At 48.8% G+C, this 15845-nt stretch carries 14 protein-coding genes; 9 read left to right on the forward strand and 5 right to left on the reverse strand.

From position 1 onward, the window contains the following. Nucleotides 1-548 (forward strand): GNAT family N-acetyltransferase (locus R3177_RS02805; RefSeq protein WP_318969520.1); only part of this gene is annotated, 548 nt, incomplete at its 5' end. A 95-nt stretch (nt 549-643) separates the two neighbouring features. Continuing rightward, entirely contained in the window at nt 644-862 is a 219-nt protein-coding gene (gene infA / locus R3177_RS02810; protein ID WP_019676586.1) for a translation initiation factor IF-1, read from the forward strand. An 80-nt stretch (nt 863-942) separates the two neighbouring features. Here the strand turns inward: infA and clpA are convergent, their stop codons facing one another. After that, a complete protein-coding gene (gene clpA, locus R3177_RS02815) occupies nt 943-3210 on the reverse strand; it encodes an ATP-dependent Clp protease ATP-binding subunit ClpA (protein WP_318969521.1) in 2268 nt (755 codons plus the stop codon). Nucleotides 3211-3262: 52 nt separating this feature from the next. After that, nucleotides 3263-3583, reverse strand: coding sequence for an ATP-dependent Clp protease adapter ClpS (clpS, locus tag R3177_RS02820; RefSeq protein WP_318969522.1), 321 nt, complete (start codon nt 3581-3583; stop codon nt 3263-3265). Between the two features lie 192 nt (nt 3584-3775). Between clpS and cspD the strand changes: the two genes are divergently transcribed. Beyond that, nucleotides 3776-3988 (forward strand): cold shock domain-containing protein CspD, encoded by a 213-nt coding sequence (gene cspD, locus R3177_RS02825; protein ID WP_019676583.1) that lies wholly within the window; start codon nt 3776-3778, stop codon nt 3986-3988. Between the two features lie 112 nt (nt 3989-4100). On the opposite strand, the gene R3177_RS02830 is transcribed toward cspD, so the two are convergent. Further along, the gene (locus tag R3177_RS02830; protein ID WP_318969523.1) at nt 4101-6329 is read right to left on the reverse strand and encodes an NADP-dependent isocitrate dehydrogenase; all 2229 of its coding nucleotides are present in this window, start codon (nt 6327-6329) and stop codon (nt 4101-4103) included. Between the two features lie 290 nt (nt 6330-6619). Here R3177_RS02830 and R3177_RS02835 point away from each other — a divergent pair, with 290 nt between their 5' ends. The 5 genes from R3177_RS02835 to R3177_RS02855 all read left to right on the forward strand — a co-directional run bounded on the left by R3177_RS02835 (nt 6620) and on the right by R3177_RS02855 (nt 11634). Continuing rightward, nucleotides 6620-7165 (forward strand): pseudouridine synthase, encoded by a 546-nt coding sequence (locus R3177_RS02835; RefSeq protein ID WP_318969547.1) that lies wholly within the window; start codon nt 6620-6622, stop codon nt 7163-7165. 124 nt (nt 7166-7289) lie between these two features. Beyond that, nucleotides 7290-8393 carry a tRNA 2-thiouridine(34) synthase MnmA gene (mnmA, locus tag R3177_RS02840; protein WP_318969524.1) on the forward strand — a complete coding sequence of 368 codons (1104 nt, stop codon included), beginning with the start codon at nt 7290-7292 and terminating at the stop codon, nt 8391-8393. A gap of 2 nt (nt 8394-8395) precedes the next feature. Next, entirely contained in the window at nt 8396-9025 is a 630-nt protein-coding gene (gene hflD, locus R3177_RS02845) for a high frequency lysogenization protein HflD (protein WP_318969525.1), read from the forward strand. A gap of 15 nt (nt 9026-9040) precedes the next feature. Next, nucleotides 9041-10411: an adenylosuccinate lyase gene (gene purB, locus R3177_RS02850; protein WP_318969526.1), complete on the forward strand. Its 1371-nt coding sequence runs from the start codon at nt 9041-9043 to the stop codon at nt 10409-10411. A gap of 68 nt (nt 10412-10479) precedes the next feature. Beyond that, nucleotides 10480-11634 (forward strand): cupin domain-containing protein, encoded by a 1155-nt coding sequence (locus R3177_RS02855; protein WP_318969527.1) that lies wholly within the window; start codon nt 10480-10482, stop codon nt 11632-11634. 111 nt (nt 11635-11745) lie between these two features. Here R3177_RS02855 and R3177_RS02860 read toward each other — a convergent pair whose 3' ends face one another. Continuing rightward, nucleotides 11746-12171 carry a DUF4826 family protein gene (locus tag R3177_RS02860; RefSeq protein WP_318969528.1) on the reverse strand — a complete coding sequence of 142 codons (426 nt, stop codon included), beginning with the start codon at nt 12169-12171 and terminating at the stop codon, nt 11746-11748. Between the two features lie 149 nt (nt 12172-12320). Here R3177_RS02860 and R3177_RS02865 point away from each other — a divergent pair, with 149 nt between their 5' ends. Beyond that, nucleotides 12321-13442, forward strand: a complete 1122-nt coding sequence (locus R3177_RS02865) for an amino acid dehydrogenase (protein WP_318969529.1) — start codon at nt 12321-12323, stop codon at nt 13440-13442. A 78-nt stretch (nt 13443-13520) separates the two neighbouring features. On the opposite strand, the gene R3177_RS02870 is transcribed toward R3177_RS02865, so the two are convergent. Continuing rightward, nucleotides 13521-15842: an acyl-CoA dehydrogenase gene (locus R3177_RS02870; RefSeq protein WP_318969530.1), complete on the reverse strand. Its 2322-nt coding sequence runs from the start codon at nt 15840-15842 to the stop codon at nt 13521-13523. Nucleotides 15843-15845 lie beyond the last annotated feature (3 nt).

Consider the following 15845-nt stretch of genomic DNA (forward strand, 5'->3'; position numbering starts at 1 on the left):
GCTATACACCGCATTGCCCGACCTGCCGTGCCTGCCAGTCAGTACGAGTTGACCCACAGCATTGGCAGGCCTCGGCCAGTCAGCGCCGCCTGCTGAATAAAGCTAAGCGGGCGGGCCTGACCTACCGGCTGGTTAGTAAGCCAAGACCGGACGAATATTTTGCTTTGTTTGCTCAGTACATCTCATTTAAACATCAAGACGGTGTGATGTATCCGGCAACCGAAGCGCAGTTAAGCAGTATGCTAAACTGCAGTTGGTTGCCGGTGCGTTACCTTGAGATTACCTGTCAGCAGCAATTAGTCAGCGTCAGTATTATTGATGAACTGGCCGACAGCTTTTCGGCGGTCTATACCTTTTTTGCCGAGCAGTATCAGCATTTGTCGCCGGGTAAACTGGCAATCATTTATTTGCTGCAACACGCCAGGCAAAATAGTAAAAGTTTTGTCTATTTAGGATATCGGGTCGAAGGCTGCCAGAAAATGGCCTACAAGGCTGAATTTATGCCACAACAGCGGTTTATTCAGGGACAATGGCACTCTTTTGGCTAAAAAAGCGCTTGTTGCTTTACTTATTGCTGTGATTTCGGCACAATCTGCGCAGTTTTTTGAAGGTTGACCCCAATTTATAGAGGCGAGTGCGCTGAATGGCGAAAGAAGACGTAATTGAAATGCAAGGTACCATCCTGGATACATTGCCAAATACCATGTTCAAAGTTGAACTGGAAAATGGTCATGTGGTTATCGCTCACATTTCCGGTAAGATGCGTAAAAACTATATCCGCATCCTGACAGGCGATAAAGTTACCGTTGAATTAACGCCTTACGATTTGAGTAAAGGCCGTATCGTATTCCGTCAGCGTTAATTAAGCTGTAATAACAAAAAGCCCGGTCAGTGCCGGGTTTTTTGTTTAGCTTTGCTTTAGTGACGATCACAGCACCAGGATTAATCCATTAATGCCAGATCCTGCTCGGTCTGATAATCGAAAAACAGCGCATCGTTTTTCAGGCTGACTTTAACATCGCCACCATGCAACAGACGGCCAAATAAAATCTCATTGGCAAGGGGCTTTTTCAGCTGCTCCTGGATCACCCTGGCCATTGGTCGTGCTCCCATGGCCTGATCGTAACCTTTGTCAGCCAGCCATTGCCTGGCGTCTGCTGTCAGTTCCATTGACACCTGTTTTTTATCCAGCTGCACCTGTAAGTCACAGATAAATTTGTCAACAATTTGCAGAATAATGTCTTCGGCCAGATGTTTAAACCAGATAATGCCATCCAACCGGTTACGAAATTCCGGACTAAAGGTCCGGTTTATTTCACTTAACGCATCATGGCTGTGATCCTGCTGTTTAAAGCCAATTGATTTACGTACGGTTTCCTGCACACCGGCATTAGTTGTCATCACCAGTACCACATTTCTGAAATCTACCTTGCGGCCATTATTATCGGTTAAGGTACCGTGATCCATCACCTGCAGCAAAATGTTGTAAACATCGCTGTGGGCTTTCTCTATCTCATCAAGTAACACCACAGAGTAAGGATGCTTTGAGACTGCATCGGTCAGTAAACCGCCCTGCTCAAAGCCAACATAACCTGGCGGGGCACCAATTAAGCGGCTGACCGCATGTCGTTCCATATATTCAGACATATCAAAGCGCAGTAATTCCACGCCCATTACTTTGGCCAGTTGTTTGGTCACTTCAGTTTTACCGACCCCGGTGGGACCGGCAAACAGGAAGCTGCCTATCGGTTTTTCTTCATTACCCAGACCAGAGCGCGATAAGCGAATAGCCGCTGTCAATGCTTCTATTGGCTCATCCTGACCAAATACCACCAGCTTCAGATTCCTGTCCAAATTCGCCAGCACATCTTTATCTGACGCCGATACCGATTTTTCCGGAATACGGGCCATCTTCGCAATAACATGCTCGATTTCTGCGACATTAATCACTTTTTTACGTTTAGAGGCTGGCAACAAACGCTGACTGGCCCCTGCTTCATCAATCACATCAATAGCTTTGTCCGGCAAGTGCCGTTCATTAATGTATTTAGCAGACAGTTCAGCAGCAGCCCGGATAGCCTTCTGGGTGTACCGCACATTGTGATGTTGTTCATAGCGCTCTTTTAACCCCAGTAAAATCCGGGTGGTGTCTTCAACACTGGGTTCAGTCACATCAATTTTCTGAAAACGCCGTACCAACGCGGTATCTTTTTCAAAAATACTTTTAAATTCCTGATAGGTTGTTGACCCCATACAGCGCAGGCGACCACTTGATAGTAAGGGTTTAATCAGATTAGACGCATCCATAACGCCACCAGATGCTGCACCCGCACCTATTACCGTATGAATTTCGTCAATAAATAAAATGGAGTCTTTCTCTTTCTCCAGCTCTTTTAACAAAGATTTTAACCGCTTCTCAAAATCACCCCGATACTTGGTCCCGGCCAGTAACGCCCCCATGTCCAGCGCGTAAATCGTGGCATTGGCAATCACTTCAGGTACCTGTTGCTGGACAATACGATATGCCAGCCCCTCGGCGATGGCAGTTTTACCGACGCCGGCCTCTCCCACCAGCAGCGGGTTATTTTTCTTACGCCGGCAAAGAACCTGCACCGCCCTTTCCACTTCGCTGTCCCGGCCAATCAATGGATCTATCTGGCCATTTTTAGCCTGCAGATTCAGGTTACTGGTAAAGTTTTCCAGATACTTACTTTCTTCCGCAATGGTATCCGTCAGCTCTTCTTGCGGGCTGTCATCATGCTGCTCAAGTTTTTCAGTTTTAGTGACGCCGTGGGATATAAAATTAACCACATCCAGCCGGGTTATATCAATTTTTTTCAGCAGATAGACGGCCTGCGATTCCTGCTCACTGAAAATTGCAACCAGCACATTGGCGCCGGTCACCTCCGATTTACCGGATGACTGCACATGAAACACCGCCCGTTGCAGCACGCGCTGAAACCCCAGAGTCGGTTGCGTGTCACGCTCGGCGTCACCATCAGGTAATACCGGCGTGGTGGAATCTATAAAACTGGCCAGTTCCAGCCGCAGCTTTTCAATGTTAGCACCACATGACTTCAGGGCATCACCGGCCGCCGGGTTATCCAGTAATGCCAGCAGCAAATGTTCAACCGTCATATATTCATGGCGTCGTTCACGCGCAAACCGGAACGCTAAGTTCAACGTCAGTTCCAGATCTTTATTTAACATAGCTTACTCCCAATACCCCTGAGAACCACTGCCAGACCATGCCAAGACATACCTAAGCGCGCTCCATTGTACAAAGCAGCGGGTGCTGATGCTCTTTTGCATACTGCAGCACCTGCTGCACCTTAGTTTCTGCAATTTCAGCAGTAAAAATGCCACATACTGCACTGCCCTCGTAATGTACTTTCAACATTATTTCACTGGCTCTTTCATACTGCATATTAAAAAAACGGGTCAGCACATCTATCACAAAGTCCATAGGAGTGTAGTCGTCGTTGTGCAAAATAACCTTATACATTGGTGGCGGAGTAACCTTTTGCCGGGTCAGCTCTGCCAGGTCGTCATGTTTTGTCTCTAAATTTTGCTTACCGCTCATAAACTATAGCCATGCCTGCGCCAACCAGCAAAGGCGCCCTTATTAAAAATTAGTAAACAAATCGCACTATTTTTGCAAATAGCTTGACTGTTTGCTTAAATTATCTACATTAGATGTTGGGGCTGCACTTGTCCCCTTCAAGTACACTCTACAATACAGAATATAGCTAACTTAGAGAAGGAAGTAAGTAGTATGGCTACCGGTAAAGTAAAATGGTTCAATAATGCCAAAGGATTTGGGTTTATTCGTGAAGATGGCCGTGATGAAGATATCTTCGCGCATTATTCTACCATTAGCATGGATGGCTACCGCACGCTAAAAGCAGGCCAGGATGTGGTGTTCGATTTGTCAGAAGGCCCTAAAGGGCTGCATGCTGTTAATATTAAGCTCCCCGGCGAAGAATAACCTCTCCATCGTTGTACCGACCTGGCATCGGCATCTACTAATAAAAAAGCAGGCATTAAGCCTGCTTTTTTTATTTACCGCTATCGGTATTGACCAGATAACGGAAACCGGCCTACAACGCCTGTAAAGTCCGGTTCAACGTAGCGCTTGGACGCATAGCGTCGCTAACCAGCTTGTCATCCGGCCGGTAATAACCACCGATATCAACCGGCTTGCCCTGCACACCATTAAGTTCAGCTAAAATCTGCTGCTCATTAGCCTGCATGGTCTCTGACAGCGTTTTAAAACGCGCAGCCAGTGCCGTATCAGTAGTTTGATTCGCCAGCTCCTGCGCCCAGTACAGCGCTAAATAGAAGTGGCTGCCACGGTTATCGAGCTCACCCGCTTTACGCCGCGGTGATTTATCGTTATCAAGGAAAGTTGCCGTCGCTTTATCCAGACTGTCAGCCAGTACTTTGGCAGCACTATTACCGGTAACCTGGGATAAATGCTCAAGCGACGCTGCCAACGCCAGAAATTCGCCCAGCGAATCCCAACGTAAATGGTTTTCTTCAGTAAACTGCTCGACATGTTTAGGCGCTGAACCGCCTGCGCCAGTTTCAAACAAACCACCACCATTCATCAGAGGCACCACAGATAACATTTTGGCACTGGTACCTAACTCTAAAATCGGGAACAAATCGGTTAAGTAATCACGTAATACGTTGCCGGTGACAGAGATGGTATCCAGCCCTTGTTTAATCCGTGCCAGGGTATGCCGGGTTGCTTCTACCGGCGCCATGATCTGAATATCCAGGCCACCGGTATCGTGATCTTTTAAATACTGTTGTACTTTTTTAATCAGCTCAGCGTCATGTGCCCGCTTGCTGTCCAGCCAGAATACTGCCGGGGTGCCGCTTAGCCGCGAGCGGTTTACCGCCAGTTTAACCCAATCCCGGATAGGTGCATCTTTTACCTGACACATCCGCCAGATATCACCCTGCTCAACCTGATGACTGAATAATACCTCGCCCTTACTATTAATCACCTTAACAGTTCCGGCGGCAGCAATTTCGAATGTTTTGTCGTGTGAGCCATATTCTTCGGCTTTTTGGGCCATCAGACCGACATTAGGCACTGAGCCCATCGTACGGGGATCGAAGGCGCCGTTTTCTTTACAGAAATTGATAGTTTCCTGATATACACCGGCGTAGCAGCGATCTGGAATGACAGCTTTGGTATCTTTTAACTGACCATCCGGCCCCCACATCTGACCTGAGCTGCGGATCATCGCTGGCATCGAGGCATCAATAATCACATCACTCGGCACATGTAAGTTGGTGATACCTTTATCTGAGTTAACCATTGCCATCTCAGGTTTTTCAGCGTAAAGCGCAGCAATGGCATCTTTAATTTCCTGTTGCTTGGCTTCAGGCAGGCTGGTGATTTTCGCGTAAACATCGCCCAGACCATTCGTCACGTCGACCCCTACCTCAGCAAACTCAGCGGCATACTTACTGAAAATCTCTTTGTAAAACACCTTCACCGCATGACCAAACATAATGGGATCAGATACTTTCATCATGGTTGCTTTCAGATGCAGCGAAAACAGAACATCTTTCGCTTTGGCGTCAGCAATTTCAGCTGCAAAAAAATCACGCAGTGCTTTGGCACTCATGGTCGCAGCATCGATCACTTCCTCTGCCTGCACTGCGACTTTATCTTTCAACACACTGACCTTACCATCAGCCTGATGCAGTTCAATCCGCAGGGTATCAGCAGCTGACAGTGTTGTTGACTGCTCAGAGCCATAAAAATCACCGCTGCTCATATGTGCGACATGCGAAGCAGACGTTGACTGCCAGGCACCCATACTATGCGGGTTTTTCTTCGCATATTGTTTAACAGAGGCCGGAGCGCGCCGATCTGAGTTACCTTCACGCAATACCGGGTTTACCGCACTGCCTTTTATTTTGTCGTAACGCGCTTTTACGTCACGTTCCTGCTCCGTTTTTGGCTCTGCCGGGTAATCCGGTAATGCATAGCCCTGGCTTTGCAATTCTTTGATAGCCGCTTTTAACTGTGGTACTGAAGCGCTGATGTTAGGCAATTTGATAATATTGGCTTCAGGCGTTTTGGCCATTTCACCTAATTCTGCCAGCGCGTCATTAATTCGCTGCTCAGGCTTTAAAAAATCCGGAAAGCTGGCAATAATGCGGCCTGATAACGAAATATCGCGGGTTTCAACAGCAATACCGGCAGCTGAAGAAAATGCCTGGATGACAGGCAGCAAAGAATGAGTGGCCAGCGCGGGCGCTTCATCAGTAATGGTATAAATGATTGTTGCACTTTCTTTCGACATGTTAGTTCCTGTATTGTAATCGCGGAATGTCCACGGTAGCCCGCGGGCCCGGTGGGAAGTGCCGCGCTAACACTGTAAAACGGTAATTATTGTTTAAAACGCAGCAAAAACAACGGTCGTAAGTATATCAGTATCCAGCGGATTAAAACAGGCGCCCCCGTGCCCACCGGCGTTGCGATAATGCGGCAACGTCAACAGCCAAACAGGAATTTGCTTTGAAACAGCCAGCGCCGTCACGCCAAAGGCAACATAAGCCAAATCAGAAAAAAAACAATAGGACCAAGGTCGATATTCCTTTATTGGTCTTGTTCAATAAACCTTACGATGTGCTCAGTCAGTTTACTGACAACAGCATACCGGCACGTTCGACTCTGGCAGACTTTATTCCACTAAAACAAGTGTACCCGGCAGGCAGACTCGACCGCGACAGTGAAGGCCTGCTGCTACTGACGAACTGCGGCCAGACACAGCATCGGCTTAGCGACCCTAAGCACAAAGCACCGAAAACCTATTGGGTCCAGGTAGAAGGAGAGATTACCGATGACGCTCTGGTTCAGTTACGTCAGGGGGTGCAGTTAAAAGATGGCCTCACCCTGCCCGCCGAGGCCATGCGGATCTCAGAGCCACCACTGTGGCCTCGGACACCGCCGGTGCGTTACCGGGCGAATATTCCAACCAGCTGGCTTAGTCTGACGATAACCGAAGGTCGCAACCGTCAGGTCAGGCGAATGACTGCCGCTGTCGGCTTCGCCACCTTGCGCCTCATCCGCAGCCAGATTGGCCACTGGCAACTGGGTCAGTTGCAACCGGGCGAATATCGCGTCATTGATTTGTAGCTGCGCCGGGCTAAACAGCGACACTGGCACATAACCTGCGGCCACGCTGGCGATAACGATTTTTAACCGGTTAAATTAGTGCTATACTCCGCGCCTTTATTTTTATCACAACCAGTGTGGTGCAATGTCAGCTAACAGCAGTAAAAAAGTCATCGTCGGCATGTCTGGCGGCGTAGATTCGTCCGTATCGGCTTATTTGTTAATCCAGCAGGGTTATCAGGTTGAAGGCCTGTTTATGAAAAACTGGGAAGAAGACGACAATGACGAATACTGTGCTGCAGCGCAAGATATGCAGGATGCACAACAGGTCTGCGACAAACTCGGGATCGTATTACATAAAGTTAATTTTGCTGCTGAATACTGGGACAATGTCTTTGAGTATTTTCTGGCGGAATACCGGGCTGGCCGCACGCCCAATCCGGACATCATGTGTAATAAAGAAATAAAATTTAAAGCCTTTCTCGAATTTGCCGCCGAAGCGCTGGGTGCCGACTACATTGCAACCGGTCATTATGTCCGGCGCAGATACCACAACAACCACTGGCAGCTGCTTAGGGGTTTAGACACCAATAAAGATCAAAGTTATTTTCTCTATACCCTTGGCGAGCAACATATCAGCCAGACGCTGTTCCCGGTAGGCGAGCTGGAAAAACCGGCGGTGCGGGCTATCGCTGAGCAACAGGGCTTAGTCACCCACGATAAAAAAGACTCAACCGGTATCTGTTTTATTGGTGAGCGTAAATTTAAAGATTTTTTACAGCAATATCTGCCTGCCCAACCCGGTGACATTGTCAACATTGACGATGGCCAGTTGCTGGGCCGGCACGACGGTCTGATGTACCACACCCTGGGCCAGCGCAAAGGATTAAAAATTGGTGGTCTGCGTGATGGCAGTGACGATCCCTGGTATGTGGTCGGCAAAGATTTGCAGCTAAACCGTTTACTGGTTGGCCAGGGCCATGACCATCCGGCATTGCAGTCAAGCGGCCTTACCGCCAGTCAGTTAGACTGGGTTGATCGGCAAGGGCCGCAACAAGCCCTCCGCTGTACCGTGAAAACCCGCTACAGGCAGACTGATATCAGCTGTACGCTGACCCCGCTGGCGAATGGCCAGGTTAATGTAGTATTCGATCAGCCGCAAAAGGCCGTTACCCCGGGCCAGTCTGCGGTCTTTTATCTTGATGACGTCTGTCTGGGCGGCGGCATTATCGACAAGGCAATTAAATAATTATGCAATCGTCTCTAACTACTCAAATTATTGCACTGGCCGGTCTTAGCCAGGCTGTCAGTTTACTGCAAAGTCTGGCGCGGCATAACAAACTGGACCCACAACGTTATCAGACAACGCTGGCCAGCATTGCTAATCTGAATCCTGAGTCGCCCCTGGCTATATATGGTGGTGATATAAACAACCTGCGCGGTGGCTTAGAGACTATTATCAGCCAGTTGGGTGACAGCGGTAACAAAGATGTTGAGTTTACCCGTTATCTGGTGGGCGTACTGGCACTGGAAAGAAAGCTGCATAAAAACCGGGCCAATATGGCTGAGCTTGGCAAACAGCTTGCGCAGCTGGAGCGTCAGCTGCAGCACTTTGCCGTTACTGATGACACTATTGTCGGCCGCCTCGCTGATATATACAGTGAATGCATCAGCAGCCTCGGCAGCCGTATTCAGGTATATGGTCAGCCCGATGTACTTAAACAAACCTCGGTTCAGCAAAAAGTGCGGGGCCTGTTACTGGCAGCAGTGCGGGCGGCGGTACTGTGGCGTCAGGCCGGCGGTAGCCGGCTGCATTTTATTTTTCAACGTCGTAAACTGGTTGCTGCTGCCAGAGAGCTGCTGGCACAAACCACATCTTAAACTTCAGGAGTTTTCATGGAACTTAATGCCCTTACCGCCATATCCCCGGTTGACGGCCGCTATGGTAGCAAGACAGTTGAGCTACGCCCGTATTTCAGTGAATTTGGTCTGATTAAATACCGGGTTACTGTTGAAGTACGTTGGTTGCAGCAACTTGCAGCGACAGCAGCAATTACCGAAGTGCCGGCCCTGTCTGCGACTGCTGTTAAACACCTTGATGATATCGTCGATAACTTCAGTCTGGCAGATGCTCAGCGGGTAAAAGACATCGAGCGTACTACTAATCATGATGTAAAAGCAGTGGAATATCTGCTCAAAGAAAAAGTGGCGGCTAACAGCGAGCTGAATGCGATCAGCGAGTTTATCCATTTTGCCTGTACGTCTGAAGATATTAATAATCTGTCACACGGTTTAATGTTAAGTCAGGCGCGCAGCGAAGTGTTGCTGCCACAATGTGATGCACTGTTAAGCGCAATTAAAGATCTGGCGATCGAACATAAAACAGTGGCCATGATGGCTCGCACCCATGGTCAGCCGGCTTCACCGACGACCATGGGCAAGGAAATGGCCAATGTGTATGCCCGCTTAAAACGTCAGCGCGATCAGATTGCTGCGGTTGATATCATGGGCAAAATCAATGGTGCCGTCGGTAATTATAATGCCCATTTATCGGCCTATCCGGATCTTGACTGGCATCAGTTTGCCGAACAGTTTGTGACCAGCCTGGGTTTAAGTTTTAACCCCTATACCACTCAGATTGAACCTCACGATTATATTGCTGAATTATTTGATGCCATTGCGCGGTTTAACACCATTTTGCTCGACTTTGATCGTGATATCTGGGGTTATATTGCGTTGGGTCACTTCAAGCAAAAAACCGTCGCCGGTGAAATTGGCTCCTCTACCATGCCGCATAAGGTTAACCCGATAGATTTTGAAAATTCGGAAGGAAACCTGGGTATCGCTAATGCCTTATTTAACCATTTATCGGCGAAACTCCCTGTTTCCCGCTGGCAACGTGATTTAACTGACTCTACCGTACTGCGCAATCTGGGTATGGGCTTTGGTTATACCCTGATCGCCTATCAGGCAACATTAAAAGGGATCAGTAAACTGGAAGTTAATATCCCTGCCCTGGCTGCCGAATTAGATGCTAACTGGGAATTACTGGCCGAGCCGGTTCAGACCGTGATGCGTAAGTACGGCATTGAAAAACCTTATGAAAAATTAAAAGAGCTGACCCGCGGCAAACGGATAAACCAGGCTGATTTAGCCCGTTTTATTGATACGCTGGCATTACCCGATACCGTAAAGACCGAGTTAAAACAGCTGACGCCGGCCAATTACATTGGTGATGCCGTGGCACTGGTAGACAAACTGACCTGAGCGTTGGCGTGTTTTGATAACATAACAGGCATTGCCCGCCGCAATGCCTTTTTAATTGGGAAAGCTTTATGTACAAACTGAATTTTGCTGAGCTAAGCCCTGAGCGGTTTTTAGCCGAGTTCTGGCAAAAAAAACCCTTGTTAATTCGGCAGGGTTTTAACGATTTTGCCGATCCTCTGTCAGCGGATGAGCTGGCTGGACTGGCGCTGGAAGATGAAGTTGAATCCAGAGTAGTACACTGTGCTAATGGTGACTGGCAACTTGAAACCGACCCGGTCAGCGATTTCAGCCGCTTTGGTGAACGTGACTGGACCATTCTGGTGCAGGCCGTGGATCACTGGCATGCCGACGCAGCAAAATTGCTGGACCCGTTCCGGTTTATACCCAACTGGCGGATAGATGATCTGATGGTCAGTTTTTCCACTCCGGGCGGTGGCGTCGGTCCGCATCTTGATCAGTACGATGTGTTTATTATCCAGGGTCAGGGCAAACGGCATTGGCGGGTTGGCATGCCCGATCCGTCACTGAGGCAATTCTGCCCTCATCCCAGATTATTGCAGGTCAGCCCTTTTCAGGCCTGTATCGATGTGGTGATGGAACCCGGCGATATTCTGTATATTCCCCCCGGCTGTCCGCACGAGGGTATTTCGCTTGAGAACAGCTTGAATTACTCTGTTGGGTTTCGCGCGCCAGCTCAGAAAGATTTGCTGACCGGCCTGGCAGATTATCTGATTGATAACGACATTACCGGCAAACGTTTTACCGACCCCGAACGCCCGATGTCTCAGAATATCGGCGAGCTGGCCAGCGCTGATTTGGCCCAGGTTAAACAACTGTTGCAACAGCTGGTCAGTGATGAACAAAGCCTGCCGTTGTGGTTTGGTCAGTATATCAGCAGGGCCAAACACGAACTGGATTTACAGGAACCCGATCCTCATTATCAGAGCGATGAAATTACCGAATATCTGGAAGAAGGTTCAGAACTGACCCTGACCGGTGGTTTACGGTGTTGCTACCACCAGGCCGGCCCTGGTGCTGATATCGCATTATTTATTAATGGTGAACAGTATTTGCTACCCGCTAACGAGCTTATGACGGCTAAGCTGCTGACCGAGCACCGGACGCTTGACGATCAACAATGTCGTCATTTTCTTGAATTACCAGAGCGCTTGGGATTACTGGTACATTTAATCAATCTTGGCTACTGGCATTTTACTGAGTAACTTGCGGCGCAGCCCCCCGGCCAGAGCAGCCAGCCAAACGCAATAAAAAAACCGCAATCACTGCGGTTTTTTGTTATTTTGTATGCCGTTCGTTACAGAATAACGACTATTTTATGCCTGCCATATGCTGTCGTCGGCAAATAATTCATACAAGCCCTGCGCCCGGGCCACCAGTAAGTTGGCAAATTCATGTTGAGTTTTATCAACAGTATTACCACTGATAATTTGCTCGGCTTTTAACTGCCAGTTTAATGAAAACGAGCGTATTGCGTCACGGGCGGTGGCGGCTGCTGAAAATGGCATATGATCGGTCGGCAAATCTCCGCTGATGACCCAGAACGATTTTTTATCTTTGGTGTTCAGTTTCCACAGTGCGACTAAAGGCGGTAAATAACGGCTTTCAGTGACGGCGACGTTATCAGGAATTATCCCTTTGCCAGCCAGATACTGGTTTGCTACCTGATACTGATTTCTTACCCACTCAACCCGCTGTTGCTCTGCAATAGCCTGCTGTTCCTGAGTTAACTGCTCACTCATTTTATCCGCTTCCAATTAAAAATTAACATGCTTATTCGCGTACTTTAAGGGAGACGGCCATCACAATCAAGCAGTGCAGTAAATTGGCCGCAAATAGCTCATCTGACCAGCCATTATTTTACGGCAACCGTAGCGTAACCGCGGTTGAAATGTTACATTCCGCGGCGCAAAAAAGTGGCGCAGGGTCACTCATTAACAGCCAGATTAAACCCGAGGGAGAATCAGACGTGGCAGTATTTAATCATCCTGAATTCGATAACCACGAGCAGGTCGTGTTTTGCAGTGACCAGGAAACCGGTTTGCGGGCAATTATTGCCGTTCACAGCACCCGGCTGGGGCCGGCTGTCGGTGGCTGCCGCTTATGGAATTATGCTTCTGATGAAGAGGCGATTGCTGACGTGTTACGCTTATCCCGCGGTATGACTTACAAAAACGCCATGGCAGGTCTGCCATTAGGTGGCGGCAAATCAGTGATTATTGGTGATGCAAAAACCATCAAATCAGAAGCGCTGTTTCAGGCATTTGGCCGCATGTTGCACCGGCTGGGTGGTAGCTATTACAGCGCAGAAGACGTGAATATTACTACCGGCGACATTATGCAGGTGCATAAGGTCACGCCTTTTGTAGCAGGTTTAGAAGGTAAAAGTGGAAATCCGGGCCCGTTTACTGCGCTTGGCACTTATCAGGGTATTAAAGCGGCTGCGATGCATAAATTTGGCTCTGCCGACCTGAGCGGTAAAACCGTCGCGGTACAGGGCCTCGGTAGTGTTGGTTTTTACCTGTGTGAGCATTTACACAAAGAAGGCGCCAAACTTATTGTGACTGATATTAATCAGGCAGCAGTAGATCGGGCGGTCACCCAGTTTGGCGCGACAGCGGTAGGTCTGCACGGCATTTACGAGGTCGATGCTGATATTTATGCCCCCTGTGCCCTGGGTGCCACCCTGAACGATGAAACCATTGGTCTGTTAAAAGCCCAGGTCGTGGCAGGTTGTGCCAATAATCAGTTAAAACAGGCACGTCACGGTGAAATGCTACGCCAGCGTGGTATTTTATATGCACCGGACTATGTCATTAATGCCGGTGGCATTATAAATGTTGCCTGCGAAATGCGGCCACAAGGCTATAACGCCGCTGAGTCTACGGCTAAAGTTAACCAGATTTATCAGACGTTACTGAATATCTTCCAGCGTGCTGATGAGGAAAACAAACCGACCAGCGAGATCGCTGATGTCATGGCGCAGGAAATTATCAGCCGCGGCCAGCAATAAGCTATTCCGGTACCGGCAAAAACATAAAAAAACCGGCGTCAGCGACGCCGGTTTTTTGTTTTTAGCAGCACACTGTCATTATGCTACCGCTTTACCCCGTTTGCCGATTGCTATTTCAGACAATACACCGGGTTTAAAACTGTCGACCGAAATAGATTTAAAGCGTAACCGGTTCATTTCTGTCAACTGCGCCGCTTCAGCGCTATTTATCACCTGCTGCGCTAACGCCTGCTCGATGGTTTCAGCCATCGGCAGTTTACGAGCAACCTTACCATCACGCTGCGCCTGATAAATTTTCTTCAGCAGCGGCTGCGCATTATGCATCGCGACAAAGGCCGACTCCATCAGGCCGGTGGCATCATCTTCACCCTGGCCGATAAAGCAAAGATGCGTTAAACGATCCCGGATCACGCCCGGTTTCGACAGAGCAGTACAAATTGCGATGGCGATATTGTCATCGGGCATTTTGTAGCCGATACCAAACGGAAATACCAGAGTCCGGATAATCCGCGCTACAATGCGGTTAGGGAAGTTCGCCAGGAAACCATCGAACGCTTTGCCAATTTCATATAATGAGCGCTGAATGCTGTAATGCACGAAAGGCAGATCAGCCTGCTGACGTCCGTTATCTTCATAGAACTTTAACACTGCTGAGGCGATATACAGCTGGCTTAACACATCACCCAGCCGGGCAGATATCATCTCTTTACGTTTTAAGTCACCACCTAACATCAGCATCGACACATCAGCAGACAATGCCAGCGCCCGGCTCATCCGGCTTAACTGTTTATAATAACGCGCAGTTTCTCCGGCAACAGGGGTGCTGTTAAAGGCGCCTGCTGTCAACCCCTGCCACAACGCTGCAAAGGTATTGCCAATAGCAAAACCAACATGATTCAGTAGCAATTTATCAAACTGCTTCAGGCCCTCTTCGGCATCAGGATTAGCTGCCGCTTCCAGCTCTTTCAGAACATAGGGATGGCAACGCGTCGCGCCCTGACCGAATATCATCAGGTTGCGGGTCAGAATATTGGCTCCCTCCACAGTGATAGAAATCGGGATCCCCATGTAACCATGCGCCAGGTAATTCATCGGCCCGCACTGAATCGCTTTACCTGCATGAATGTCAAACGCATCATTAAGTAACGTACGCGACATTTCTGTCATATGGTATTTAGCGATAGCCGTCACCACAGACGGACTGAGTTTTAAATCGATAGCACCGGCGGTCATGACCCGCATCGCTTCCAGAGTGTAAGTAAAGGCACCTATTCTTGCCATTCCCTCCTGCACCCCTTCAAACTTACCTATCGACATACCAAACTGCTGACGGACATAGCCATAAGCACTGGTCATCCGGGTTGCCAGATGACCGGTCGCCGTTGCCAGAGCAGGTAACGAAATGCCCCGCCCTGCAGATAAACACTCCACCAGCATCCGCCAGCCACGTCCGGCGTAGTCCGGACCACCAATAATCCAGTCAATCGGAATAAATACATCTTTCCCGTAAGTAGTACCATTCATAAACGCCATATTCATCGGGAAATGGCGATCGCCGATCTGGACCCCCGGGTGCTGGGTCGGGATCAGGGCACAGGTAATGCCCAGCTCTGTTTTATCACCTAATAATTTGTCCGGATCATACAGTTTAAAGGCCAGACCGAGCACCGTCGCGACCGGCGCCAGGGTAATATAACGTTTATCCCAGTTAAGCCTGATACCAAGCACTTGCTTGCCTTCATACTCACCTTTACAGATGATACCAGTGTCAGGGATCCCACCGGCATCAGAGCCTGCCTCTGGGCCAGTCAGCGCAAAACATGGCACATGAGTACCGTTAGCAAGGTCCGGTAACCAGAAGTCTTTTTGCTGCTGTGTACCATAGTGCATCAGTAATTCGCCCGGTCCCAACGAGTTAGGTACCATGATAGTCACAGCTGCGGTTAAACTGCGGGTAGCAATACGCGAGACTATTGTCGAGTTGGCAATCGCCGAAAACTCGCGGCCACCGTAGGCTTTAGGAATTATCATCGCAAAAAAGCCTTCGCTTTTGATGTAATTCCACACCGCCTCGGGTAAATCCCGGTCTTCCTGCACGATTTTATAGTCATCCAGCATTGCCAGCAGAGTTTCAACCTGATTATCCATAAAAGCCTGTTCGTCTTCTGACAACTCGGCTTTAGGAATACTATGCAGCTTTTGCCAGTCTGGTTTACCTTTAAACAGCTCACCATCCCACCAGACATCACCGGCCTCCATTGCTTCACGCTCGGTGTCAGACAATGGCGGTAAGATTTTTTTAAATACCGCAAATACCGGTTTACTGATCAGGCTGCGCCGGATATCGGTGACGCCAAGGACCACTACCACAGCCAAAACCAAAATTAACAATATTTCCATAAC

The organism is Arsukibacterium sp. (assembly GCF_033722355.1).
GTDB lineage: Bacteria > Pseudomonadota > Gammaproteobacteria > Enterobacterales > Alteromonadaceae > Alishewanella.